The organism is Pseudomonas putida NBRC 14164 (assembly GCF_000412675.1).
Classification (GTDB): Bacteria; Pseudomonadota; Gammaproteobacteria; order Pseudomonadales; family Pseudomonadaceae; genus Aquipseudomonas; species Aquipseudomonas putida.
This window is the reverse complement of the sequence record NC_021505.1, coordinates 3,333,940-3,358,160: the sequence shown is the minus strand read 5'-3', so window position 1 is coordinate 3,358,160 and position 24,221 is coordinate 3,333,940. Positions and strand designations below refer to the sequence as shown.

Below are 24,221 nucleotides of genomic sequence, written 5' to 3'. Positions count from 1 at the left end.
CCCCGAAGGGGGCCTCAAGCGCAGCGTTTAGAACGAGGTGTTGGAGATGGCCAGCGAGTTGCTCTGCTGGTTGCCCACACCGGCTGCCACGTTTACGCCCAGGTTGCCGCTGCCACCGTTTACCGAACCGCTAAGGGTTGCAGTATTGGTAACAGGGTTGGCCCAGCCGGTCGGGGTCAGCACTTGGAAGGACACGGTATTGCTCAAGTCGTAAGCGCTGCTTTCGCTGTAGCTCTTCGAAACGTCGTTCGAGGATTGTTTTGATTTCTCGCCAGACTTCGAGAAATCAGACGCCGAAGCATTCTCGTACGAAGAGTCGTGAGACTTGGTGTACGAAGACTCTTTGGACTTGTCGTACGACGAATCACGCGACTTGTCGTAGTTGGAGTCGAATGCTTTTTCGAACGACGAGTCGTATGCACTTTCGTGCGACTTGTCGACCGATACATCCAGCGATGCACTCAGCGAACCGTCGAAGGTGCTGGAGCGGGTGCGCTCGCGACGGCCATCATCGGTGGTGAGCGTACGCGTAGCGTTGGCGGCTGCATCCAGCGATGCGTTCAGGTTGGCACTGCTCGACGAGCTGTTGCTGCCGCTGGCCGAGCCGCTGGCACCCCAGCTGTTCGAGCCGCTTGCGCTCGAACTGTTGGACCCGCTGGCGTTGCTGGTTTTCGAACCGCTGGAGTTCCAGCCACTGGAGCCGCTGGAGCTGGCGCTTTGCGCGCCGGCCACGCTGAAGCTCGACGACGAGTTGCGGTCATCGGTCGAGTTGAACGTGCCATCACGCGAGCTCGAACCGCTTGCCGAGGTGGTGATGGTAATCGTATCCACCCGATAGGTACGGTCGGCGGAGTTGTTCACCGTCAGGCCTGGGCCATTCTGATCGGCGGACGCGGTGGCAGTGGCATTACCCAATGGTGCATTGGAGTTGGCGATTGCCATGGTGTTTTTCTGTTGGTTGAGGTCGCCACCGGCCACGTTGATGCCGATATTGCCTTCAGCCCCACTGGCCGAGCCGCTCATCACAGCCGACGACTGGGTCGACCAGTTGTCGACCCGGTTGTTCCTGCTGGTTTGCTGAACGTCTGCAGTCGCGTCGGCCATACCGAACACGAAGCTGTTATCCAGGCTCGAATCGGCGCCAGCATTGGCAATGGCAGCGGCGTTGTCCTGCTGGTTGCCGTTACCGGCCGCCACGTTGACACCAACGTTACCGCTGGAACCTTGGCCCGAGTCGCTCATCTCGGCTTCGTTGATGGTGCCTTGGTTGGTGATGGTGTTACGGGTGCTGCTTTGGGTGTCTATAGCATTGGCCGTTGCATACACAGGGATTTTGGTGGGTGGAGGCGTATGCTGACCATTGTTATGGTGGCCGTTATGGTGGTCATTACGCCGATCGTTTTGCCCAGCTTGTACAGCAACAGCCATGACCGCAGCAATTGCGAACACCAGAGGCTTGATTGCCATCGAGGGTTTCATGGTGATTCTCCGTACTTTATTAGGTTAAGTGTTGTTCTTAACTGATTGGGTCAATCCGCGACCCGGATGCTCAAGGTGTTGGCCATGCGGTTTCCCACCCCGGCACTCTGGTTCAACTGAATCACCCCACGGCTACCGGTGAATGCCTGGTCACTGGTGGTGACCTGGCGATAGCCGGCTGGAATGTCAGTTGCTCCGGAGTTGTTGATCAGCGCCACGTTCTGTTGCATGAGGACGCTGTCGTCGATACTTTGCGGTTGAGCACTGAGGGTGATGCTCAGGGCGTTGGCTTGCTGGGTGTTGGCCCCGGCGCTCTGGTTGACGCCCAGTGCGCCACTGCCGTTGCTGAAGGCGTTGCCCTGAATGGTCGAGCGGGCATCCATCGCGGGGTCGGCAGGCGTGTTCAGCCGTTGCCGGATCTGCGTGCTGGCGTTCGCTTCAGGCCCCACGGCGATGGCGCGCGCATTGACCTGTTGCTGTTTGTCGCCAGCCGCCTGGTTGACAGAGAGGTTGCCCTGGTATCGGCTGCCGGAGCTGTCGATGTTGGCGTTATTGATGACGGGAACGAGTGAATCGGCGAGGGCTGGCGCACTGCAAAGGGTGGCCAGAATCAGCAGCATGTGCTTCATCTCACTTGCCCCCGCCCGTCAGGATCTGCAACGGAGCGAGCCCGCGCTGAACACTTGAGTTGACCATATTCGAGATGCCGTTGCCCGAACCGGTGCCCCGGCCACCCGCCAGGTTGGGCAGCTGGTTATGATTGCCGAGGTTACCGCCCAGGTTGTTGGTCTGCTGGGTGATCATGTTGCTGATGCCAGCGCCGCTGCTGATGCTGGCGAAGTCGCCATCGCTCAGCTCGTTGGTTTGTTTGAGCACGTAGGCAGAAGGGTTGGCGTTGACCGTGGTCGGGCTCGGGTCAGGGATCAGGGGGGGGATCGTCGCGTTGCGCACCTGCACGTCACGCTTGATGATGATGATCCCGTTGTCCGCCTGGGCCGCCAGGCTCAGTGACCCCAATACACAACCCACCAGTACGAGGTGATAGAGGCGTTTGTCACTTTTCCTCACGACGGCGACTCCTTCTTTGAGCGCTGGCCCTGTTCAGCGATGCGAACAACAGAGCAGAAGGTGTGCCGCTTTTGAGAATCGTTTTCAGATCAACGGGTTAAGGCAAATGGCTGAGAATCTGCGGCGTATTCTGTCTCAGGGTTGATACAGGTAGCCGTGGGTATTGCCGGGCAAGCCAGCAGTGGCTTTGACTGGAAGGGTTTTTGCAGGGGTGTTTCACTGGCTTGACACTGTCCCCGATGAGGGGGAAACCCTCGCGTTTTCGGGGGCTTTGCCCCACTGGTGTGTCTCAGTGGCTTAACACTCGGTAGGGCATGATGGCGCATCGATATTAAGCAGCATAGCAACCGCCTGCAGTGCCCGCAATTGGCGCTGCGGCCAATTGCCCTCAAGTATCTGGTGTGCCTGATGATGCCGCTTCAGCCAGGCCAGGCTGTCGTCGAAAAAGCGTTGGCGATCGTTGAGATCGGGCTGGCTGCGCTGGCCGTCGGCAACCCAGTCCACACCTTGCGGGCTGGGCAGCAGGTGCAGGTCGTAACGTCTTGCAAGCAATGCCTGTTCCAGCCAGGGCGGACAGTCATCGAACAAGGCGTGACTCCAGAGCATGTTGCTGAGCAGGTGGGTGTCGAGGATGAGCAGCGGTGGGGCCTGCTCGCGGGCCCGGTCCTCCCAGGCCAGTTGGCCCCGGGCGATGGTGGGGATATCCGCGTAGCAGGTATCGCGGCACTCCTGGTCGATAAAGTGCCGCACGTACTCGGCTACCACCACGCCGCCGAAATGCGCCTGAATCACGCCACTGAGCCAGCTCTTGCCGCTGGATTCGGGGCCGCACAGCACCAGTACCTTCATGGCCTGTTCTGCGCTCATGGCTGCACCAACGCCGGGTCACGGCGCCATTCCAGCCAGCCGCGCACGGCAATCAGGGTAAGCACGACGAAGAAGCCGGCGGTGAAATACAGCTGCTGGTGCAGGTACTGGCCTACATAGACGATGTCTACCACTACCCACAGCTGCCAGCATTGCAGACGCTTCTGGGCCATCCACAGTTGCGCTACCAGGCTGAAGCCGGTGAGGGTGGCGTCCAGCCAGGGCAGGGCGGCATCGGTCCAGTTGGCCATGGCCGCGCCCAGCGCCGCGCTCAGCAGGAGCCCGGCGACCAGGCCGCTGAGCAGTGCCGGGCGTTGCAGGCGGGAAACCTGGCGGGCGTCTTCCTCATGACCGGGGCGCTTCCATTGCCACCAGCCGTACAGTTGCAGGATGGCGTAGGCCAGTTGCAGCAACATGCCCGAATACAGCTTTACCTCGTAGAACAGCCAGCCATAGATCAGCACCATGACCAGGCCGATCGGCCAGCACCAGGCGTTCTGCTTGACCGTTAGCCAGACAGCGGTAACGCCGAGGACGGCGGCGATGAGTTCAAGGCCGGTCATCGGCGATCCTTGGAGGCTTAGGGGAAGGGGCGAGATTGTAGCGGCTCATTGGGCCAAGTTGTAGCGCACATTGTGGGAGCGGCCTTGCCGGGGCGCCGGACCGGTCGGAAAGGGCCGCAAAGCGGCCCCGGGATTTCGGCATCAAAACATAGATTGCTGGGGTCGCGCTGCGGCCCTTTCGCGGCGCAAGGCCGCTCTTACAAAGGCCGCGTCGATGTCCAAAGGCTAGACCCGGAACTGCCGCAGCAACTGTTCCAGCTCCTCGCTCAACTGCCCCAGCGCCACCCCGGCATCACTCGATTGGCGCGCCGCGTCAGCGGTTTGCTGGGACAGCCCGGCGGTATCCAACACGTTTCGGTTGATCTCTTCGACCACATGCGCCTGCTGCAAGGTGGCACTGGCAATGGATGCATTCAAGGCCGTGAGATTGTTCAGCACCTGGTTGATGGCATCCAGGCTGGCGCCGGCCTCGCGGGCTTGCTCGACGGTCTGGCGCGAGGCTTCGCTGCTGGTGTCGATGGCCTTGACCGCCGCGTCCGACTGGCTTTGCAGGTGCTCGATCATGGTATGGATCTCGGCCGTTGACTGCGCTGTGCGCTGGGCCAGCAGGCGCACCTCATCTGCGACCACCGCAAAGCCGCGACCTTGCTCCCCGGCCCGTGCCGCCTCGATGGCTGCGTTCAGCGCCAGCAGGTTGGTCTGCTCGGCGATGGAGCGGATAACGTCCAGTACGCCACCGATGCGCGTGCTGTGCCCGGCCAGGTCGCGGATCACTTGCACGGCCTGGTCGATGGTCAGCGACAGCCGATCGATCTGTGCCAGGCTGCCATGGATGGCTTGCTGACCATGCGCTACCTGCTGCTGCGCGGTGCGCATTTCCCCGGCGGCCTGTTCGGCGGTCTTGGCCACGTCCTGCACGGCGTACGTCACCTCGTTCACGGCGGTGGCCACTTGGTCCATCTGTAGCGATTGCTGGGCACTGTGCTGTTGTGCGGCACCCGCATTGTCACCCACATGCCCGGCGGATTGGGCCAATGCGTGAGCGGCGCCCTGCAGCTGGCCGACCACACCTTGCAGCTTGCCGTTGAAGCGGTTGAAGTGCTCGCCCAGGTGGGTGATTTCGTCACGACCGTGGGTGTCCAGGCGCCGGGTCAGGTCGCTTTCGCCGCTGGCAATGTTGCCCATGGCCTGCACGGCCTCCTGCAAGGGCCGGGCGATGCTACGGGCAATCAGCAAGACCACCAGCGCCATCAGCAGGGCGATGCCCACGCCCACCAGTGAGGCGTCGCGCAGCTGGCGGGCGAATTCGGCCTGCACATCATCAATGTACACGCCAGACCCGATGATCCAGCCCCAGGGCTTGAACAGCTGTATGTAGGAAGTCTTGGCCACTGGCTCGCTGGCGCCGGGCTTGGGCCAGCGGTAGTTGACCGGCCCGGCGTCCTGCAGGCGGGCCAGTGCGACCATCTCGTTGAACACGGCAAAGCCGTCAGGGTCGCGAATGGCCGAGAGGTCCTGGCCGTCGAGCTTGGGGTTGGCCGGATGCATGATCATCCTGGGCCCCAGGTCGTTGATCCAGAAGTAGTCGTCGTGGTCGTAGCGCAGAGCCCGCACCACTTGCAGCGCCTGCTGCTGGGCAGCTTCGCGGCTGAGTGTGCCGGCCGCTTCCAGCCCTTGGTAATAGGCCAGTACACCGGCCGCCGTCTGCACCACGTGGCGGGTTTTCTCCGCCTTGGCCTGGTACAGGTCACCGTGGATCTGGCGCAGCATCAGCAGGCCCAGCACCACCAGCATGGCCACTGCCACCACCAGGATCAGCCACAGCCGACGGCTGATCGACATCGATCTCAGAGTCTTCATCCACGAGCTCCCGCATTGTTCTTTTTATTGAGGTGCATCCAAGCATGCTTTGCGCCAGGGCCCCACTCGACTAATGGCTAAGTGATATCTTAGTTATAGTCTGCAGCAGGTCTCGTAAAGCGAATGCAAAGGCGCTCTGCTAGGATTTCGGCCGCGCAAGATGAAACCTTTAGCAGCCGTGAACTTTTCCACTGGCGTTGCGCCCAACAGTCGCTGTAAAACAGCCGGGCCGCGTGCGGCAATTTCAAGCAAATCAAGAACAAGGGGCCTGCAGCAAGCAGCGCTCCATCCGGGGGAATGATGGATTTTTGGACTGCCTTCCAGGCAATCATCTTGGGCGTGGTTGAAGGGCTGACGGAGTTTCTGCCGATTTCCAGTACCGGGCACCAGATTATCGTCGCCGACCTGATAGGTTTTGGCGGCGAACGGGCCATGGCTTTCAACATCATTATCCAGCTGGCGGCGATCCTGGCAGTGGTGTGGGAGTTTCGCGGCAAGATTCTCGAAGTGGTATTCGGCCTGACCAGCCAGCCCAAGGCACGGCGTTTTACCGGCAATCTGCTGTTGGCGTTCATGCCGGCGGTGGTTTTGGGGGTGCTGTTCGCCGACCTGATTCACGAGTACCTGTTCAACCCCATCACCGTGGCGACGGCGCTGGTGGTGGGTGGGGTCATCATGCTCTGGGCCGAGCGTCGCGAACACAGCGTGCAGGTGGACCATGTGGACGACATGCGTTGGAGCCATGCGCTGAAGATCGGTTTTGTCCAGTGCCTGGCGATGATCCCGGGCACTTCGCGCTCTGGCTCGACCATCATCGGCGGCTTGCTGTTCGGCCTGTCGCGCAAGGCGTCGACCGAGTTCTCGTTCTTCCTGGCGATGCCGACCATGGTCGGTGCGGCGGTGTACTCAGGCTACAAGTACCGGGACCTGTTCCAGCCCAGTGACTTGCCGGTGTTTGCCATTGGCTTCGTGACTTCGTTCATTTTCGCCATGATCGCTGTGCGTGCGCTGCTCAAGTTCATCGCCAACCACAGCTACGCGGCATTTGCCTGGTATCGCATTGTCTTCGGCCTGCTGATTCTGGCGACCTGGCAGTTCGGCTGGGTTGACTGGTCCACAGCTCATGGCTGAGGCGTTGCGCGGGCAACGTGAAGGCGTACGCAATGTGCGCCTGAAGCTGCTGCTGTTGGGCCTGCTTTGCCTGTTGCCTGGCCTGGGTGCTGTGCGCATGGCCTGGAACGATCAAGCCTGGTGGCCATTGGCGCTGTACCCGGCAATGAGCCTGATCAGCCTGTTGCTGTATTGGCAGGATAAACAGCAGGCGCGTACGCGGGCCTGGCGCACGCCAGAGAATGTGCTGCATGCCAGTGAATTGCTGGGTGGTTGGCCGGGTGCGCTCCTGGCGCAGCAGCTGTTTCGGCACAAGACCCGCAAGGTTTCGTACCAGTTGGTTTTCTGGGGGATTGTGCTGGTGCATCAGGTGTTCTGGGCGGACTGGCTATTTTTTGAAGGGCGTTATCTGCCCTTCAATTGATGTTTACCTGTACTGGCCTCTTCGCGGGCTTGCCTGCTCCCACAGGTACAGTACAGTCTTCAAGACTGTGGTGGCTCTGCGGGAGCGGGCAAGCCCGCGAAGAGGCCGGTACAGGCTGACTAGATCAACAAACCCACCTGCAACCGCTTGGGCAACCGCCGCACCACCAGTTGGTGCGAGCGCTGCAGCAAATCACACAGCTCATCACGCCCCATGGGATAGGGCAGCGCCATGCTGATCCACCGCGCCCGCGCCAGATACGGCGCAGGCCGCACCCCTGGGCGGTCGCAGTAGCCGAGAAACAGCTCATCGGCCACTTTGAAAGACAGCCCCGCACCTGCCAGGTCCAGCACCGCGAACATCTTGTTGCCCGCCACCGAAAACACCCGAATGCCGCCCCATTTGTAGTCTTCCCGTGCACCCGGCAGGCTCAGGCAAAACGCTGCCACCTGGGCTTCGCTCATCTTCCTGTCAGACATACCGCTCTCCACAGGCCTCGAATGAGGCCGCCAGGTGATCGATCCATACCCGCACCGCGGGCAATACACCGCGCCGATGCGGGTACACCGCCTGCAGGTAGCCGCCTGGCAGTGACCAGTCTGGCAGCAGGCGCACCAGTTCACCGCGTTCCAGTTCCTCTTCGCAGAACATGCTGGGCAGCGCGGTGAACCCCAGTCCCGCCCGTACAGCAGCGTTACGTACTACGAAATCATCGATGGCCAACCTTGGCTCCAGGGCAATTTCCTGCTGTTTGCCCTGGGGGCCGAACAGGCGGAAGTGCACCAGCCGGTCTGCCTCGGCGGCGCCCAGTACCGGCAATGACGCCAGCTCACCCGGCTCGCGGATGTGGTCGGCGAAACCGGGCGCGGCCACCAGTTGCATCTGCGCCTGGCGCAGGCGGCGGGTGACCAGGGCCGGGTCTTCATCACCCAGGTCCCGCACGCGCAGCGCGACGTCGATGCCCTCGGAAATCAGGTCGACCCGGCGGTTGAGCAGCACCATGTCCAGCTGCACCAGCGGGTACTGGGCAAGAAAGCGGCTGATCACATCCGGCAGAAAGGCATGCGCCAGCGCCACCGGGCAAGACACCCGCAAGCGCCCGCGCGGCTCGCTGCTCATGCTGGCCACGGCTTCATCGGCGGCTTCGGCCTCCAGTAGCATGGCCTGGCAGTGGTGCAGGTAGCGTTCGCCCACCGCAGTGAGTTTCAGCTGCCGTGTGGTGCGTTGCAGCAGGCGGGTGCCCAGACGTTCTTCCAGTTCGGCAATGCGCCGTGACAGGCGCGACTTGGGGATGCCCAGCTGGCGCCCGGCTGCAGCGAAACCGCCGGCTTCGACCACTCGGGCAAAGTAGAAAAGGTCGTTGAGGTCTTGCATGGGAATGTCTCACTGTTCCATATGTGGGACAAACTAGCGCATTTTTGCCGGCTTATCAGTCATTACTCATCCCGGTAGGATTCTCTCCATCGTGATCGCCCAACGCTGCGGTCTTCAATCACAGGAGAGTCCCATGAAACTGTTGCACATCGATTCGAGCATCCTGGGCGACAATTCCGCCTCCCGCCAACTGAGCCGTGAAGTGGTCGAAGCCTGGAAAGCCGCTGACCCGAGCGTGGAAGTGGTGTATCGCGACCTGGCCGCCGACGCCATCGCCCACTTCTCTGCCGCCACCCTGGTGGCCGCAGGTACCCCTGAGGATGTGCGCGATGCAGCCCAGGCGTTCGAAGCCAAGCTGAGCGCGGAAACCCTGGAAGAGTTCCTGGCCGCTGATGCCGTGGTGATTGGTGCGCCGATGTACAACTTCACCGTGCCGACCCAGCTCAAGGCCTGGATCGACCGCGTTGCTGTTGCCGGCAAGACCTTCCGCTACACCGAAGCGGGCCCGGAAGGCCTGTGCGGCAACAAGAAAGTGGTGCTGGTGTCCACCGCCGGTGGCCTGCACGCTGGGCAGCCGACGGGCGCCGGGCATGAAGACTTCCTGAAAGTGTTCCTGGGCTTTATTGGTGTGACCGACCTGGAAATCGTCCGCGCTCATGGCCTGGCTTATGGCCCGGAACACCGCAGCCAGGCGATTGATGCTGCCCAGGCGCAGATTGCCAACGAGCTGTTTGCTGCTGCCTGATCCTCATTAGCTGGCCTGTCATGGCCTCATCGCAGGCAAGCCAGCTCCCACCCAGCACTTGTGGGGGCTGGCTTGCCGGCGATGAGGCCGTTTCAGGCCACCGGGATGGTGGGGTCGGCAGCCGCCAGTGCCACTGCCCGATCGGCCGCTGGCGGGTAGATCCACTGTGTATTGATCTGCGCCTTCAGCACCTTGGCCTCGGCCTTGTCCTCCGGTGGCGACACGGCACGCTCCCACCCCTCGGTATACACCGCGCCCCAGGCGCCCAGGTCCAGGCACGTCACGTACTTGGGCTGGCTGTAGGTCATGGGTGCCACGTCAATCAGCTCGGCAGCGGCATTGTTGCCTGCATGGCGCCCCAGCGGAATCGCATGCTGGCAGGACATCACTGCGTAATTGTCTAGCTCGTCACAGGCGGCATAGGCCACATCGCCGGCTGCGTATACCGCATCATTGCCCTTGACCTTCAGGTTGCCATCCACGTGCAGGCGCCCCAGGCGGTCACGCTCGCCGGTGATCTGTTCGGTGAGCGGGTTGGCCTTGAAGCCCACCGTCCACACCACGGTATTGGCGTCGATGCGCTGGCCGTTGTCCAGCAACACACCGGCCGGGTCAACCGAAGCGACTGTGGCACCGCACACCCACTCCACCCCCAGCGCCTCGCAAGCCTGTTCGATGGCCGGGCGGATGCCGTCTCCCAACGCAGCACCCATCCTGGCGCCGCGGTCGATGACTAGCACACGCAAGGCTGCGTCCTCACCGAGGATTTCCCGAAGCCGTGCCGGCAGTTCGGTGGCCGTCTCGATACCTGTAAAACCGCCACCGGCCACCACCACGGTATTGCGCGCCGGCGTGTCGGGCAGGCTGGCCAGCGACTTGAGATGGGTTTCCAGCCGCGCAGCGCTGTCGATCTTGTCGACGTCGAAAACGTGCTCGATACCGACCATGTCAGGCCGGTTGAGCACACTGCCGCAGGCCATGATAAGGCGGTCGTAGGGCAGGGCGCACTGGGTGCCGCTGCGGGTACGGTAGCTGACCCGGCGGGCCGCTTCATCAATGTGGAATGCCGTGCCTTGCACGAAGCGAACGTTGACGGCATCGAGCAGGTCCTGCAGCGGCGCGGCCATGGTGTGAACGTTGGGCTCGTAGAAGCGCGGGCGCACATGCAGTTCGGCCTGGGGGGCGAGCAAGGTGACCTCGACGTCCTTGCTACCGTTGAGGTCAAGCTGGCGGATGGCGCTGAGTGCGCTCCACAGGCCGGCAAAGCCCGCGCCAATGATCAGGATCTGCTTCATGGTTGTGCTCCTTTTCAAGTTCGGTGGACAAAGTAGACCGTATTGCAGGTCAACGGTGTTACGAACGCCGGCAGGAGTGCTTCAGAATGTTGGCGGCGTGATCACCCAGATCACCACGGCATCCACCTCGCCGGGGTTGCCGTAGCGGTGGGGCTCCTGGCTGGAGAAGCTGAAACTGTCGCCTTCACCCAGCTGGAAGTACCGTTCGCCCACCCAAAGCTCGAAGCTGCCACTCAGGATGTAGCCGGCTTCTTCGCCTTCATGGCTGTAGCTTTGCTGGCTGTAGGTGCCTGGGGGGAAGCGCGAGTGCAGGATCTCCAGCTGGCGGTTGGGCTGGGGGGTGAGCAGCTGATCGACGATGCCATCTTCATAGTGCACGCTCAGGCGGCTGTTGCGGCGCACCACATAGCCCTGGTCCTCTGGTGCAGTGGTGGCTTCGCTGGCGAAGAACCACTGGATGGTGACACCCAGGCTGCGGGCGATGTTGAACAGCGCCGGGATCGACGGGTAGGAAAGGTTGCGCTCCAGTTGGCTGATGTAGCCGGCGGTCAGTTCACTGTGCGCGGCCAGCTCCGCCAGGGTCATGCCGCGGCGCTTGCGCAGGCCGCGGATGCGGGTGCCCAGGAACTGCGGCGCGGCGCCCCCTGCTTCGCTGGCGGGGGGCTGGGGGAGTTGGCTCATGCACGTCGGTCCATCGCAAAAGCCGCAGTATGTACAGCCTCAGAGCGACCAGGCAACCGTCAAGCCGTCGTGAATCGCTTCTTCCGCGGTACGTGGCGCCAGGCAGTCGCCAACGCGCCGCACTTCTACCAGGCCGGTCAGGTCGCTGGCCAGGCTGTCTTCCGGCTGATGGCCCATGCACAGCACCAGGGTGTCGATGCCCTCGAAGATCATCGGTTCGCCGCTGGCGGTGTGCTGCAGGTACACCGTGTTGTCGTCGCTGCCATACAAGCGCGCATAAGGGGTGATGGGGATGCCCAGGCGATGCAGCTCGCCGGCCAGTTGGTCGCGCACGTACAGCGGCAGGTTCTCGCCGCAATGGGTACCGTTGACTGCCAACTGCACCTGGTGCCCCTCGCGCACCAGGCGTTCGGCGATGCCAGGGCCGATCCAGTCGCAGCGCCAGTCGATCACCAGCACCGAACGCCCCAGCTTCATTTCATTGCGCAGCACCTGCCAGGCATCCACCACCTGCAGTTCACCCGTGCGCTCGAACGACGGCCAGTAGGGGGTAGCGCCAGTGGCGGCAATGACCAGGTCGGGGCGCTCGCGCTCGACCAGGGCACGGTCCACCCGGGTGTTGCGAACGACTTCCACGCCGGCCAGGGCCATTTCCCGTTGCAGGTTGGTGCTGGCCCCGCCGAACTCGCTGCGCCGCGGTAGCAATTGGGCCAGCAGCACCTGGCCACCGAGCTGCGGGCCGGCTTCGTACAGCGTTACCTGGTGCCCACGGGCGGCGGCCACGGCGGCGGCCTTCATGCCGGCCGGGCCGCCACCGGCGACGAGGATACGTTTGGGCGTGGTGGTGGGCGTCAGCTGCCCGTACTGCAATTCGCGGCCGGTTTCTGGCCGCTGGATGCAGGAGATGGCCAAGCCACGATGAAAGTGGCCGATGCAGGCCTGGTTGCAGGCAATGCAGGCGCGTACATCTTCGACCTGGCCGCGTTCGGTCTTGCTCGGCATCAGCGGGTCGCAGATCAGTGCACGGGTCATGCCGCAGACATCCGCCTGGCCGCGGGCCAGGATCAGTTCGGCTTCCTGGGGCTGGTTGATGCGCCCGGTAACGAACAACGGAATGTCCAGTTGCTGCTTGAAGGTTCCCGCTTCTCGGGCCAGGTAAGCCGCCTCGATGGCCATAGGCGGGACGATGTGCACGGCGCCGCCCAGGGACGCCGAAGTGCCAGCGACGATGTGCAGGTAGTCGAGCTGGGCTTGCAGGGCAACCGCAGCGGCCAGCGACTCATCCTCGCTCAGCCCTTGGCTGTCGCGCTCGTCGGCGCTTATGCGCAGGCCGATGATGAATTGCTCGTCGGTGGCGGCGCGCACGGCGGCCAGCACTTCACGCAGGAACCTCAGGCGCTGTTCCAGGCTGCCGTTGTACCCGTCGCTGCGCAGGTTTACCCGCGGATTGAGGAACTGCGCGGGCAGGTAGCCATGGCTGGCCACCACCTCGACGCCATCCAGCCCGGCCTGGTGCAGGCGCCGGGCCGCACTGGCATAGCCCTGGACAATTTCGTCGATCATCGGCTGGTCCAGTGCACGTGGCATCACCCGGAAGCGTTCGTTGGGCACCGAAGACGCGGAGTAGGCAACCGCCAGCAGGCCGTCCGCCGACTCCATGATTTCCCGCCCGGGGTGAAACAGTTGCGACAGCACCACGGTGCCGTGTGCATGGCAGGCCTCGGCAAGCTGCCGGTAGCCGTCGATGCAGGCATCGTCGGTGGCCATCAGCACATGCGAGGTGTAGCGGGCGCTGTCATGTACCCCCGCAACCTGCAGCACGATCAGGCCGACGCCACCGGCTGCGCGGTCGCGCTGGTAGGCGATCAGCTTGTCGTTGACCAGGTTGTCGGTGGGCAGGCAGGTGTCATGGCCAGTGGACATGATGCGGTTCTTCAAGCGTTTGCCGCGCAGCTGCAAGGCTTCGAACAGGTGAGGGAAGGCGGTCTGCATACAGGCGGCTCCGGTGCGGTGTTGTTCTTGTTTTGTTTATGAAAGTGTAGCGCCAGTAAAAAATCAACTTGTTTTTTTACTTGTGCGCGACTAGGTTTTGATCACCCTCACCGCGAGGGTGTGACCTCACAACAACAAGAAAACGGGCCCTAGGGCACCGGCAGGAGGAAGCTAAGATGCAGTTAATACCCCGTGTTCCTGGCCTATGCGCAACGTTGCTTGCCCTTGGCCTGGGCAGCGCGCATGCCGCGCCGCAGATGGTCGTGGTGGGCTATGGCGGCGCCGGCCAGAAGGCCCAGGATGAGGCCATCTTCAAGCCCTTCAGTGCCCAGGATGGCAGCAAGCTGATCCAGAGCGAATACAACGGCGAGATGGCGCGGATCCAGGTGATGGCCGACACCGGCAACGTCGATTGGGACGTGGTGCAGATCGAGGGGCCGGACTTGATGCGCGGCTGTGAAGAGGGGGTCTACGAACACCTTGACTGGCAGCGCCTGGGCCATGGCGCCGAGCTGATCCCCGACGCAGCTCAAGACTGCGGTTCGGCTGCGCTGGTGTGGAGCGTGGCCATCGCCTACGACCGCAACAAGCTGGCTGAGGCACCGACCTCGTGGGCCGACTTCTGGGATGTGAAGAAGTACCCGGGCAAGCGGGGCCTGCGCAAGCGTGCGGTGTACAATCTGGAGTTCGCGCTGCTGGCCGATGGGGTGAAGGTGGAGGACGTCTACAAGGTGCTGTCGACGCCGGCCGGGGTTGAGCGTGCGTTCGCCAAGCTCAGCGAACTCAAGCCCTATATCCAGTGGTGGGACGCCGGCGCCCAGCCTGCGCAGTGGCTGGCTGCAGGTGATGTGGTAATGACTTCGACCTACAGCGGGCGCATCGCCGTGGCGGCGCAACAAGGTAGCCCGCTGGCCGTGGTATGGCCTGGGAGCCTGTATGGCATGGACTACTGGGCCATCATCAAAGGCTCGCGGCATGTCGACCAGGCCAAGCGATTGATTGCCTATGCCAACCAGCCTGATACCCAGGTGCGCTATGTGCAGCAGATTCCCTATGGGCCGACCAATACCCAGGCAGCTGCCAGGCTGGACCCGGCCTTGGCCAGATGGGTACCCACGGCGCCGCAGAACCTGCAAGGGGCGCTGGCGATGAATGTGGAATTCTGGGTCGACCATGGCGAAGAGCTGGAACAGCGCTTCAATGCTTGGGCGAGCAAGTAGTTTCAGGCCACTTCATCTATAGAGATAACGACCATGAACGCCACCGAGCAGCGCCTGCGCCAGGAACTCGCCGCCTGTTATCGGCTGATCGCGCATTTTCGCATGAGCGACCTGATCTTCACCCACATATCCCTGCGCCTGCCAGGGCCGGAGCACCACTTCCTGATCAACCCGTACGGCCTGCTGTTCGACGAAATCACGGCCTCCAGCCTGGTGAAGATCGACCTGCAGGGGAGGCCGGTCGAACCTTCGCCGCACCCGGTCAACCCGGCTGGCTTCGTCATTCACAGCGCCATTCATGCCGCCCGCGAGGACGCCCACTGCGTGCTGCACACCCACACCCGTGCAGGTTGCGCGGTGGCTGCGCTGGAGTGCGGGCTGCTGCCGGTCAACCAGATGTCCATGGAGTTTTACGGCCGAGTGGCTTACCACGCCTATGAAGGTATCGCGCTGGATATGGACGAGCAGCAGCGGTTGGTGGCCGACCTGGGCGACAAGCCAGTGATGATCCTGCGCAACCATGGCCTGCTGGCCACCGGGGGTAGCGTGGCCGAAGCATTCCTGCGCATGTACTACCTGGAGAAGGCCTGTGAGATCCAGTTGGCAGCGCAGATTGCCGGGCAAGTGATACTGCCGCCGGCTGAAGTGTGCGCGCATACCGAGCGGCAGTTCAACGCGCCGGGGAGGGGGTTGAAGCAGGGTGAGCTGACCGACCCGGATGCGCTACAGCTGGCGTGGGCGGCATTGTTGCGGATGCTGGAGCGGGTAGCGCCTGGTTATCAGGATTGAGCGCCGTCCAGGCGGCCAGGAACAGTCACTGTTGCGCAACCCTTGGCCGCAACTGTAATGGTCCCATTTGAGGGAATCGTCTTATGCTGTAACGAAATATGTATATAAAGCTTGAGGAAGGACGCTGCAATGCCGCTTAAGGACCTGCTCATCGCCCTGGTGGTGATCGTCGCCTGGGGAGTCAACTTCGTGGTCATCAAGGTAGGCCTCGATGGCTTGCCGCCGATGTTGCTGGGGGCGCTGCGCTTCTTGTTGGTGGCGTTTCCGGCAATCTTGCTGGTCAAGCGGCCGAAACTGCCCTGGCGCTGGTTGATCGCCTACGGCGCGACGATTTCGCTGGGTCAGTTTGCCTTCCTGTTCCAGGCCATGTACAGCGGCATGCCGCCTGGGCTGGCCTCGTTGATCCTGCAGTCTCAGGCATTCTTTACCCTGGGTTTTGCCGCGCTGTTTCTCGGTGAACGGCTGCGCGTGGCCAGTGTGCTGGGGCTGCTGGTAGCGGCCAGCGGCCTGGCGTTGATTGGCAGCGAAGATGGCGGCCATGTGCCCCTGCTGGCACTGCTACTGACCTTGTGCGCTGGTGCCATGTGGGGCATGGGCAACATCATCACCCGGCGTTTTGGCTCGGTTGACCTGGTGGCGTTGGTGATCTGGGGCGGGCTGATACCGCCACTGCCGTTCCTGGCGTTGTCCTGGTGGCTGGAAGGGCCGGAGCGGATCGGCCATGCACTGGCCAACATCAGCTGGAGCTCGGTGCTGGCCCTGGTGTACCTGGCCTTTGTCGCCACCATGCTCGGCTACAGCCTGTGGAGCAAGCTGCTGTCGCGCCACCCGGCCGGCAAGGTGGCACCGTTCTCGCTGCTGGTACCCGTGATTGGCTTGAGTTCGTCGGCGCTGTTGCTGGGCGAACGCCTGACCGCCATCCAGGGCTGGGGCGCCTTGCTGGTGATGGTGGGGTTGCTGGTGAACGTGTTCGGCGCGCGTATCGGGCAAAGGTTGCGGGCAGTCAGCGCGTAAACCGCGCAAATAGGCTGCTCGGCGCTCTGTTAGAATCGGCCTCTTTATCCAGGCCTACGGAGCGCTTTCATGATCATTTCCACCACCAGCCAGCTCGAAGGGCGCCCGATTGCCGAATACCTGGGCGTGGTCAGCTCCGAATCGGTGCAGGGCATCAATTTCGTACGCGATTTCTTTGCGCGTTTTCGCGACTTTTTTGGCGGCCGCTCGCAAACCTTGGAAAGCGCCCTGCGTGAAGCACGCGAGCAGGCCACCGAAGAACTCAAGGCGCGGGCACTGCAGTTGCGCGCCGACGCGGTAGTGGGTGTGGATTTCGAGATCAGCATGCCGTCAGTGCAGGGTGGCATGGTGGTGGTATTTGCCACCGGCACGGCGGTGCGCCTGAAGTAGAGCAGTTTGCCACTGGTCGGCTGCAAGGCCCTTGTCCGGGCGGTCCGCAAATGACCAGCTAGTCTCTTTTTCACAGGCCGCGTTTTCTGGGCGACTCTTCTGGTTGCCGGCGCGACTGCCACTGGAGGGAGACAGGGCATGAGCGAATCCTTTTTCGAAGACCTGAACGATGCGTTCCCGATCAACAGCCAAGTGCGTTGCGGCCAGGCGGCCTTCCGCCTGGGGTTCGCCCACATGACGCTGGATGATTCCGAACAGCTCCAGCCTGCACATTTGCAGCGCAGTAAAAAAGGCCGCTTCATGCCGCGGGTTCCGCTGAAGAAGTGATCCCGCCCCAGCACATAACCCCGCCCAATGGCGGGGTTTTTATTGCGCTTTATTGATCCGCCTCATGGCATTGCCGGGTTGCGCTCGCCGGCTGGGTGAGGTTGTGGTTTTCTGTCGGGGCATTCCAGCAACGGAGGATTGAATGCTCATGCGCGTCAGGGAACAGACTTATTGGCAGTGGGCCGACGCCCAGTTGCACAGCCGCAGCCACGACGAAGTCCTCAGTGACGGCACCACGCTGGATGTGCAGGTGCGGTTGTCACGTCTGGGGGCGACTCAGCTGTTTTTGGGGTTGTATGCCGGGGATGGGCGGGCATTGCTGGAGGAGTACTACCCTGCGCGGCCAGGGGAGACCATGACCCGCGCCCTGGTATGGGGTGTGGACCGTGCCCGTGCGATGGCTACCGGGGCCTTGCCATTGCCGCAAAGCCGCCGCCAGCGGCGCCAGGCATGAAAAAGCCCGGCCTATGTGGGCCGGGCTTGGTTAAGGGTGAGAACCCTCAGTTGAGCGGTTCGATCACCTTGACTGCCTGCCGCTCACGGGCGGCTGGCCATTCTTGTTGCAGGGTCTGCAGGACGCGGCCAACGAACTCGGTGTCGGCGGCGGCCTTCTTGCCGACGTAGCCTTGGCCACGGCGGTAGACCTTGAAGCGGGCACGCATGCTGGGCAGGTGCTCTTCAAATTCATCTTCGATCGTGTTCGGTGGCAGGCGGTCGAGCCGCACCTCACCGGTTTGGCTGACCCACAGCAAGTGATCGTCAAGGCTGTCCTTGCGTACGGCGAACAGCTGCGCCAGTTGATCGATAGTCGGATTGTTGTTCAAGTTCATCATAAAGCCCCCATTACCCATTCGTAGGTGATTTTCACAGTTGGCGCTAACACGGTGTAGCGCACTACCAACGCTGCTACAGCAGCATCGCAACAGGGGCTTTCTCACGCTGCCTTTTGGACAGTTCCCTCTCCACGGACGGCCTGCGTTACCGCGCAAGCCGTCTGGAACACCCTTGCCACCGCTCCCGATCAGGGAGACGGCTTCATCATGCACAAGGGCGATGAGCGGCGTCAATGGTTTTGTAGTGAATTTTTTTACCCACTACATTTCTGTCGTTTTGTTCGACAATCGCTGCTCGTACTACAGCCCGGACAGTATCTTGAAGGCTGCGCGAACCCGCTCTTCGTTCGGGTAATTTCGATTCGCCAGCAACACCACTGCCAGCTTTTCACTGGGCACAAAAGCGGCGTATGCACCGAAACCGTTGGTTGCACCGGTCTTGTTGTACCAGGCCGCTGGCAGCGGCGGCAGGGCCGGTTGCAAGCGCGTGGTCGCATGCGGTTCACGGATCATCCGCGCGCTGTTGCCGTCTACCAGGGTACCCAGCGTGACCGGGTAGGGATAACGTTCCCAGCCCAGGCCCTGGGTCATGCTGCCGACCTGGAAGTAGCCCTGCCCGGTAATGGCGGTTGCTTTTGCAAGTGCCGGTGGCAGGCCCTGCGGCTGCATGTGCAGCCGCACGTACTGCAGCAGGTCGCTGGCGCTGGTCTTGATGCCGTAGGCCTCGTCGGCGTACGGGCCGGGGCCGACGCGCACCGGTTTGTCGGCGGCGTCGTAACCTTGGGCATAAAGCCCCTGAGCACTGGCCGGGACGTGCAGGTAGGTGTTTTTCAGGCCCATTTTAGCCAGCAGGCCCTCGGTCATCAGTGTAGAAAACGGTTGATGCTGCGCGCGGGCGGCCAGGTCACCGAACAGGCCAAGGCTGGGGTTCGAATAGCAGCGCTGGGTGCCGGGTTCGGCATGGGGTTGCCAGTGGCGGAAGAAATCGACGACTTGCTGCGGTGTCTGCACCGCATCGGGGAACTGCAAGGGCAGGCAGTCGGCACTGTAGGCGCCCAGTTCCAGCACCGTCGCATCACCGATGGGCGCCCCCGCCAGTGCCGGATGGTAGCGCTTGGCCGGGGCGTCAAGGTCCAGCTTGCCCTCGGCGCTGGCCAGCGCGGCCAAGGTGGCGGTGTAGGTCTTGCTCAGCGACCCGATCTCGAACAGCGTGTCTCGGCTGACGGGCACATTGTCGGCCTTGCTGGCCACGCCATAGCTGAAATAGTGCGCATGGTCGCGGGCGTAGATCGCCACGGCCATCCCGCTGATACCTTGCTCCTGCATCAACGGGCGGATGATCTGGTCGACCTTGGCTTGCAACTGGTCGTCGGCCTGGGCGCCGGTGTGGCCCAGAACCAGTGCGATGACAGCCGCTAGCGCGGCCGGGCGGGAGAGGGGCATGAGCGGGTCCTTTTGCGGAACGTGTCCGTTGAGCGATACCGATGGGGGTTCCGGCGTTAGCGGCGAAAAGCCGTAGACCTTATCGTCTGCCCTTGCACAATGACAAGACGGACACTGTGATGAAGTATTTGCGCATGTTATTCGATAATTTCACCCTGGCCTTGCTCGGGGTGGTCCTGATCGCCACCGTGCTGCCTTGCTCGGGCGACGGTGCGGTGTATTTCGGCTGGCTGACCAACCTGGCCATCGGCCTGCTGTTCTTCCTGCATGGCGCCAAGCTGTCGCGTGAGGCGATCATTGCCGGCGCCGGGCACTGGCGCCTGCACCTGCTGGTGTTCTCTTGCACATTCGTGATGTTCCCGCTGCTTGGCCTGGCGTTCAAGCCGCTGTTCGTGCCGCTGGTGGGTAACGAGTTGTACCTGGGCGTGCTCTACCTGTGCGCCTTGCCGGCCACGGTGCAGTCGGCCATCGCCTTCACCTCGCTGGCCCGCGGTAACGTGCCAGCAGCCATTTGCAGCGCGGCGGCATCCAGCCTGCTGGGCATCTTCCTGACCCCCTTGCTGGTGATGATGTTGCTGGGCGCCAGTGGTGACACCGGTTCTGGCCTGGATGCCGTGCTGAAGATCACCCTGCAACTGCTGGTACCGTTCGTTGCCGGGCAGATTGCGCGGCGCTGGATCGGCGCCTGGGTCAAGCGCAATGCGCGCTGGCTCAAGGTGGTGGACCAGGGTTCGATCCTGCTGGTGGTGTATACCGCCTTCAGCGAAGCCGTGGTCACGGGCTTGTGGCACACGGTATCGCCGCAGCACCTGGCCGGGTTGTTCGTCGTGTGCGGGATCCTGCTGGCGGTGGTGCTGTTTGGCACCCGCGTGCTTGGCAAGGCATTGGGCTTCGACCTTGAGGACCGCATCACCATTTTGTTTGCCGGCTCCAAGAAGAGCCTGGCTACGGGCGTGCCCATGGCCCAGGTGTTGTTCGTGGGCAGCGGTATTGGCGCGATGATCCTGCCGCTGATGCTGTTCCACCAGATCCAGCTGATGGTCTGCGCGGTGCTGGCGCAGCGTTATGCCAGCCGTGAGCAGGACGCTGAAGAGGCTTCGGCGGCGTCCTGAGCGCATGCGCGGTCCCCTGTAGGAGTGGCCTTGTGTCGCGATGGGCTGCAAGGCAGCCCCGGCGATATCCGCAGCGATACTGAAATGGGGGCTGCTTTGCAGCCCATCGCGACACAAGGCCGCTCCAGAGATCGCGTAGTAACTGATATCAGCGGGCCTGCCCCGAAGCGCGTTCGCGCAGCGCCTTGCCGACTTCGGCCTCGATCTTGTAGGCCGGCCCCTCCAGATCGTCATAGTTGCGCGTATAGCGTCGGGCAAATTCCTCCACACCCAGCTCCTGATACTGCTGTACATGCTTGAGCTCGTGCGCCCACAGGGCCACATTGTCCTCGGCATCGCCGGCCCGGCGGAAGATGATCGTGTCGATCAGCGTCACGGCGTTCACGTCGGGGTTCTGCAGCAGCGCGTTGGCCGCGCTCATTTGCTGTTCGTCACCCACCCGGAAGCGCGCCGCATCGAGCACGGCAAAGTCGTACCAGGGTTCGAGTTGCGCACGGATATGCAGCGGGATCGGCTCGACGCCGCTGGCGGTGGCCTCATCCCTGGCCTGGCGCAAGGCGAACGTCAGGCTGGATGAGGCCATGACCTCCACATCCTTTAGAATCTGGCCCGCTTGACCAGGGTCTATCGGCGCACAAAAACAGCCCATCAGGCACACTTGATACTGCCCGGGTGGGCAGGCTTGTTCGGCAAGCGCGGGCAGCGCCAGCGTCAGGCCCAGGAGCAGGCTAATCCACTTCATGCAGGGCCTTTTCGACAAACTGGCGGCTTGCGTCCAGCACTTGCGACTGCACATGTTCAGTGGCCAGCATGCGGCCGACCATCAATGCACCTACGCACTGGCTGATCAGCACCCAGGCCAGTTGATCATCCTCCAGCGTTGCGCTCCAGGCCTGGTGCAGGTCGACCAGCCAGTGCTCGGCCTCTTCGCGCACCGGTGCTGCGGCCCGGGCGATTTCCACACCCAGCGGCGGCAGCGGGCAGCCGCTTTCGGCATTGTGCAGGTGGGCCAGGCTCAGGTACTGCTGCAGGCAGCGGCCCAGGCGCTCGCGGCTGGCGCCTTGAGTGGCCAGGCGGGCCAGCGGGCTGTTGTGCAGCTCCTGGCGTACCACCTCGGTAAACAGGTCATCCTTGGAAGGGAAGTGGTTGTAAAAGGCGCCGCCGGTCAGGCCAATTGCCTTCATCAGCCCGGCGACGCCAGTGCTGGAAAAGCCCCCACGCTTGGCCAGCGCACCGCTGCTGCTCAGCAAACGTTCGCGGGTTTGCTGCTTGTGTTCGTTGGAATAACGCATTCACTTGCCTCTGCAGGCGGGCTTGACGATGACGGGGATCATAACATAGCGTTCGTTTACTAAACGATCATTCACTAATGGAGGCGGGCATGTCAGAACAACAAAAAGTAGTGCTGGTGATCGGTGCGGGCGACGCTACCGGTGGCGAGATTGCCAAGCGCTTTGCCCGGGAGGGCTACATTGCCTGCGTGACGCGGCGGCAGGCAGAAAAGCTGCAACCGCTGCTGGAGGAAATCCGCGCCGCTGGCGGCCAGGCCCATGGTTTTGGCTCCGATGCGCGCAAGGAGGAGGAGGTGGCAGCGCTGGTCGATACTATCGAGCGCGATATCGGCCCGATCGAGGCGTTTGTTTTCAATATCGGCGCCAATGTGCCCTGCAGCATCCTTGAGGAAACCCCGCGCAAGTACTTCAAGATCTGGGAAATGGCCTGCTTCGCTGGCTTTCTTACCGCTCAGGCGGTTGCCCGGCGCATGGTCCAGCGTGAGCGCGGCACCATCCTGTTCACCGGCGCCACCGCTGGCACCCGGGGTGCGGCAGGTTTCGCGGCTTTCGCCGGGGCCAAGCACGGCTTACGCGCCCTGGCCCAGAGTATGGCGCGAGAGTTGGGGCCACGGAATATCCATGTCGCGCATGTGGTGGTGGACGGGGCCATCGACACCGCCTTCATCCGCGACAGCTTCCCCGAGCGCTATGCCCTCAAGGACCAGGACGGCATCCTCGCCCCGGCGCACATTGCCGACAGCTACTGGTTCCTGCACGCCCAGCCCCGGGACGCCTGGACGTTCGAACTGGACCTGCGCCCCTGGATGGAACGCTGGTAAGCCCCTCTCACCACGCAAGGACCGTAACCATGCACAAGACTGTCGATTTCTTTTTTGACTTGGGCAGCCCGGCCAGCTACCTGGCCTGGACCCAACTACCAGGCCTGTGTGCCCGCCAGGGTGCCACGCTGCATTACCGGCCCATGCTGCTGGGCGGAGTTTTTCAGGCTACCGGCAATGCTTCGCCGGCCATGGTCCCGGCCAAGGGGCGCTACATGTTCACCGACCTGGCACGCTTTGCCGCGCGCTACGGGGTACCGTTCGGGCTGCCGCCGGGGTTTCCGGTCAATACCTTGGCCTTGATGCGTGGGGTGATGGGCACCCAGTTGCGCTCGCCAGAGCGGTTGGAGGCGTTGCTGTCGGTGCTGTTCAATGGGCTGTGGGTGCAGCGTTGCAACCTGAGCGATAGCGCCGTTCTGGACGAAACACTGAGCCAGGCAGGGTTCGACCCGCAGGCGTTTCACGCGCTGGCGGCTGACCCTGAAGTGAAAGCAGCGCTCAAGCAGGCGACCGAGGTGGCAGTCGAACGCGGCGTGTTTGGCGCGCCGACCTGCTTTGTCGGTGAGGCAATGTTCTTTGGGCAGGACCGCCTGGACTTTGTCGAGGAGGCGTTAAGTCAGCGGGCCAGCAGCTTCTCGAGCTGAGTGCGTTCCCACAGGCTGAGCAGGTCGACCGGGTTGGTGCCGTAGCGCTGCCAGTCCTCGGTCCCGGCATGCTGGCCGTCAGGGGATTGGCAACTGATGCAATGCGCCAGGCCTTCGGCATCGAGGGCCAGCGTCAATTGCCAACCCTGGATGTCGATATCGACCAAACCGCCATCGCGGCGTGCTCTCACCTCAAGGTGATGCACGCCAAGGGCCGCGTTGCGCAGGCTCTGGTAGATGGCTCGGGTGTTCAGCGTACCGCTGCGCGTCAAGGTCAGAAATTCGCCGGTGTGTTGGCGCTGATGATCTCGGCCTCGTCCGGGCCGATGTTCTTGAAGCTGTGCGGCAGGGTAGTGGGGATGTAGTAGCCGTCGCCCGAGCTGAGCACGCTGACTTGGCCATCGACCCACAGCTCCACGGTGCCGCGGGTGACCAGGCCACATTCTTCGCCTTCGGCATGCACGATCGGCTCGCCGGAATCCGCACCCGGTGCGTACAGCTCGCGCAGCATGCGCATCTGCCGGCCCTCGACACTGGCGCCGACCAGCAGCATGCGCAGGCCGTTACGGCCCAGATCGGGCTGCTCGCCGCCACGGAACACAAAGCGCTCTTCTCGCACCGGCTCGTCGAAGCTGAAGAACTCCGCCAGGCTCATGGGAATGCCTTCGAGCAGTTTTTTCAGGGAGCTGACCGAAGGGCTGACGCGATTCTGCTCGATCTGCGAGATCGTCGAATTGGTCAGCCCGCTGCGGCGGGCCAGTTCCCGTTGGGAGAGGTTGTTGCGTTCACGCACCAGTTTGAGTCGCGTCCCCGTGTCCATAGCCGCCTTGTAATCAGAGGTGTAAAAAATAATGAGCGATGCGCATTAAAACACACTC

General features: G+C 62.7%; 29 protein-coding genes. 12 read left to right on the top strand and 17 right to left on the bottom strand.

Annotated elements, in window-relative coordinates:
* Positions 1–27: 27 nt before the first annotated feature.
* From PP4_RS14930 to mcpP, 6 genes are all read right to left on the bottom strand, one after another.
* On the bottom strand, positions 28–1,479 hold the full coding sequence (locus PP4_RS14930; RefSeq protein WP_016500028.1) for a hypothetical protein: 1,452 nt from the start codon (positions 1,477–1,479) through the stop codon (positions 28–30).
* Positions 1,480–1,529: 50 nt separating this feature from the next.
* Positions 1,530–2,108: a hypothetical protein gene (locus PP4_RS14925; RefSeq protein ID WP_016500027.1), complete on the bottom strand. Its 579-nt coding sequence runs from the start codon at positions 2,106–2,108 to the stop codon at positions 1,530–1,532.
* Between the two features lies 1 nt (position 2,109).
* Entirely contained in the window at positions 2,110–2,547 is a 438-nt protein-coding gene (locus PP4_RS14920; protein WP_016500026.1) for a hypothetical protein, read from the bottom strand.
* A gap of 297 nt (positions 2,548–2,844) precedes the next feature.
* Positions 2,845–3,414: an AAA family ATPase gene (locus PP4_RS14915; RefSeq protein WP_016500025.1), complete on the bottom strand. Its 570-nt coding sequence runs from the start codon at positions 3,412–3,414 to the stop codon at positions 2,845–2,847.
* A complete protein-coding gene (pnuC, locus tag PP4_RS14910) occupies positions 3,411–3,977 on the bottom strand; it encodes a nicotinamide riboside transporter PnuC (protein ID WP_016500024.1) in 567 nt (188 codons plus the stop codon). The genes PP4_RS14915 and pnuC overlap by 4 nt, the downstream gene beginning before the upstream one ends.
* A 225-nt stretch (positions 3,978–4,202) precedes the next feature.
* Positions 4,203–5,837 carry a methyl-accepting chemotaxis protein McpP gene (mcpP, locus tag PP4_RS14905; RefSeq protein ID WP_016500023.1) on the bottom strand — a complete coding sequence of 545 codons (1,635 nt, stop codon included), beginning with the start codon at positions 5,835–5,837 and terminating at the stop codon, positions 4,203–4,205.
* Positions 5,838–6,137: 300 nt separating this feature from the next.
* Here mcpP and PP4_RS14900 point away from each other — a divergent pair, with 300 nt between their 5' ends.
* Both PP4_RS14900 and PP4_RS14895 read left to right on the top strand, forming a co-directional pair.
* Positions 6,138–6,968 carry an undecaprenyl-diphosphate phosphatase gene (locus PP4_RS14900; RefSeq protein WP_041168051.1) on the top strand — a complete coding sequence of 277 codons (831 nt, stop codon included), beginning with the start codon at positions 6,138–6,140 and terminating at the stop codon, positions 6,966–6,968.
* On the top strand, positions 6,961–7,371 hold the full coding sequence (locus PP4_RS14895; protein WP_016500021.1) for a DUF1294 domain-containing protein: 411 nt from the start codon (positions 6,961–6,963) through the stop codon (positions 7,369–7,371). Before PP4_RS14900 ends, PP4_RS14895 begins: the two co-directional genes overlap by 8 nt.
* 119 nt (positions 7,372–7,490) lie before the next feature.
* Here the strand turns inward: PP4_RS14895 and PP4_RS14890 are convergent, their stop codons facing one another.
* Positions 7,491–7,850, bottom strand: a complete 360-nt coding sequence (locus PP4_RS14890) for an MmcQ/YjbR family DNA-binding protein (RefSeq protein ID WP_016500020.1) — start codon at positions 7,848–7,850, stop codon at positions 7,491–7,493.
* Positions 7,843–8,745: a LysR substrate-binding domain-containing protein gene (locus PP4_RS14885; RefSeq protein WP_016500019.1), complete on the bottom strand. Its 903-nt coding sequence runs from the start codon at positions 8,743–8,745 to the stop codon at positions 7,843–7,845. The genes PP4_RS14890 and PP4_RS14885 overlap by 8 nt, the downstream gene beginning before the upstream one ends.
* A gap of 133 nt (positions 8,746–8,878) precedes the next feature.
* Between PP4_RS14885 and PP4_RS14880 the strand changes: the two genes are divergently transcribed.
* A complete protein-coding gene (locus PP4_RS14880; protein ID WP_016500018.1) occupies positions 8,879–9,490 on the top strand; it encodes an FMN-dependent NADH-azoreductase in 612 nt (203 codons plus the stop codon).
* 92 nt (positions 9,491–9,582) lie between these two features.
* Here PP4_RS14880 and PP4_RS14875 read toward each other — a convergent pair whose 3' ends face one another.
* From PP4_RS14875 to PP4_RS14865, 3 genes are all read right to left on the bottom strand, one after another.
* Positions 9,583–10,785, bottom strand: a complete 1,203-nt coding sequence (locus PP4_RS14875; RefSeq protein WP_016500017.1) for an NAD(P)/FAD-dependent oxidoreductase — start codon at positions 10,783–10,785, stop codon at positions 9,583–9,585.
* 81 nt (positions 10,786–10,866) lie between these two features.
* On the bottom strand, positions 10,867–11,466 hold the full coding sequence (locus tag PP4_RS14870) for a helix-turn-helix domain-containing protein (protein ID WP_016500016.1): 600 nt from the start codon (positions 11,464–11,466) through the stop codon (positions 10,867–10,869).
* Between the two features lie 39 nt (positions 11,467–11,505).
* Positions 11,506–13,458, bottom strand: a complete 1,953-nt coding sequence (locus PP4_RS14865; protein WP_016500015.1) for an oxidoreductase — start codon at positions 13,456–13,458, stop codon at positions 11,506–11,508.
* 176 nt (positions 13,459–13,634) lie between these two features.
* Between PP4_RS14865 and PP4_RS14860 the strand changes: the two genes are divergently transcribed.
* From PP4_RS14860 to PP4_RS14835, 6 genes are all read left to right on the top strand, one after another.
* A complete protein-coding gene (locus PP4_RS14860) occupies positions 13,635–14,678 on the top strand; it encodes an ABC transporter substrate-binding protein (protein WP_016500014.1) in 1,044 nt (347 codons plus the stop codon).
* Positions 14,679–14,711: 33 nt separating this feature from the next.
* Entirely contained in the window at positions 14,712–15,467 is a 756-nt protein-coding gene (locus tag PP4_RS14855; protein WP_016500013.1) for a class II aldolase/adducin family protein, read from the top strand.
* A 129-nt stretch (positions 15,468–15,596) separates the two neighbouring features.
* Positions 15,597–16,481 carry an O-acetylserine/cysteine exporter gene (locus tag PP4_RS14850; protein WP_016500012.1) on the top strand — a complete coding sequence of 295 codons (885 nt, stop codon included), beginning with the start codon at positions 15,597–15,599 and terminating at the stop codon, positions 16,479–16,481.
* 69 nt (positions 16,482–16,550) lie between these two features.
* Entirely contained in the window at positions 16,551–16,871 is a 321-nt protein-coding gene (locus PP4_RS14845; protein WP_016500011.1) for a YbjQ family protein, read from the top strand.
* 138 nt (positions 16,872–17,009) lie between these two features.
* Positions 17,010–17,198 carry a hypothetical protein gene (locus PP4_RS14840; RefSeq protein ID WP_003253897.1) on the top strand — a complete coding sequence of 63 codons (189 nt, stop codon included), beginning with the start codon at positions 17,010–17,012 and terminating at the stop codon, positions 17,196–17,198.
* 142 nt (positions 17,199–17,340) lie between these two features.
* Positions 17,341–17,652, top strand: a complete 312-nt coding sequence (locus tag PP4_RS14835; protein ID WP_016500009.1) for a hypothetical protein — start codon at positions 17,341–17,343, stop codon at positions 17,650–17,652.
* A gap of 46 nt (positions 17,653–17,698) precedes the next feature.
* Here the strand turns inward: PP4_RS14835 and PP4_RS14830 are convergent, their stop codons facing one another.
* Both PP4_RS14830 and ampC read right to left on the bottom strand, forming a co-directional pair.
* Entirely contained in the window at positions 17,699–18,031 is a 333-nt protein-coding gene (locus PP4_RS14830; RefSeq protein WP_016486521.1) for a hypothetical protein, read from the bottom strand.
* 300 nt (positions 18,032–18,331) lie between these two features.
* Complete coding sequence (gene ampC, locus PP4_RS14825) at positions 18,332–19,474, bottom strand: class C beta-lactamase (RefSeq protein WP_016500007.1); 1,143 nt, start codon at positions 19,472–19,474, stop codon at positions 18,332–18,334.
* A 119-nt stretch (positions 19,475–19,593) separates the two neighbouring features.
* Between ampC and PP4_RS14820 the strand changes: the two genes are divergently transcribed.
* Positions 19,594–20,586, top strand: coding sequence for a bile acid:sodium symporter family protein (locus PP4_RS14820; RefSeq protein ID WP_016500006.1), 993 nt, complete (start codon positions 19,594–19,596; stop codon positions 20,584–20,586).
* Between the two features lie 148 nt (positions 20,587–20,734).
* Here PP4_RS14820 and PP4_RS14815 read toward each other — a convergent pair whose 3' ends face one another.
* Together PP4_RS14815 and PP4_RS14810 are read right to left on the bottom strand one after the other, a co-directional pair.
* Positions 20,735–21,328 (bottom strand): eCIS core domain-containing protein, encoded by a 594-nt coding sequence (locus PP4_RS14815; protein WP_016500005.1) that lies wholly within the window; start codon positions 21,326–21,328, stop codon positions 20,735–20,737.
* Positions 21,315–21,878 (bottom strand): TetR/AcrR family transcriptional regulator, encoded by a 564-nt coding sequence (locus tag PP4_RS14810; RefSeq protein ID WP_016500004.1) that lies wholly within the window; start codon positions 21,876–21,878, stop codon positions 21,315–21,317. Before PP4_RS14810 ends, PP4_RS14815 begins: the two co-directional genes overlap by 14 nt.
* 89 nt (positions 21,879–21,967) lie before the next feature.
* Between PP4_RS14810 and PP4_RS14805 the strand changes: the two genes are divergently transcribed.
* A complete protein-coding gene (locus tag PP4_RS14805) occupies positions 21,968–22,699 on the top strand; it encodes an SDR family oxidoreductase (RefSeq protein ID WP_016500003.1) in 732 nt (243 codons plus the stop codon).
* A gap of 29 nt (positions 22,700–22,728) precedes the next feature.
* Positions 22,729–23,343, top strand: coding sequence for a 2-hydroxychromene-2-carboxylate isomerase (locus PP4_RS14800; RefSeq protein WP_016500002.1), 615 nt, complete (start codon positions 22,729–22,731; stop codon positions 23,341–23,343).
* Here PP4_RS14800 and PP4_RS14795 read toward each other — a convergent pair.
* Both PP4_RS14795 and PP4_RS14790 read right to left on the bottom strand, forming a co-directional pair.
* A complete protein-coding gene (locus tag PP4_RS14795; RefSeq protein ID WP_016500001.1) occupies positions 23,316–23,615 on the bottom strand; it encodes a DUF7693 family protein in 300 nt (99 codons plus the stop codon). The genes PP4_RS14800 and PP4_RS14795 overlap by 28 nt on opposite strands.
* A 2-nt stretch (positions 23,616–23,617) precedes the next feature.
* Positions 23,618–24,163, bottom strand: a complete 546-nt coding sequence (locus tag PP4_RS14790; RefSeq protein WP_016500000.1) for a cupin domain-containing protein — start codon at positions 24,161–24,163, stop codon at positions 23,618–23,620.
* Positions 24,164–24,221 lie beyond the last annotated feature (58 nt).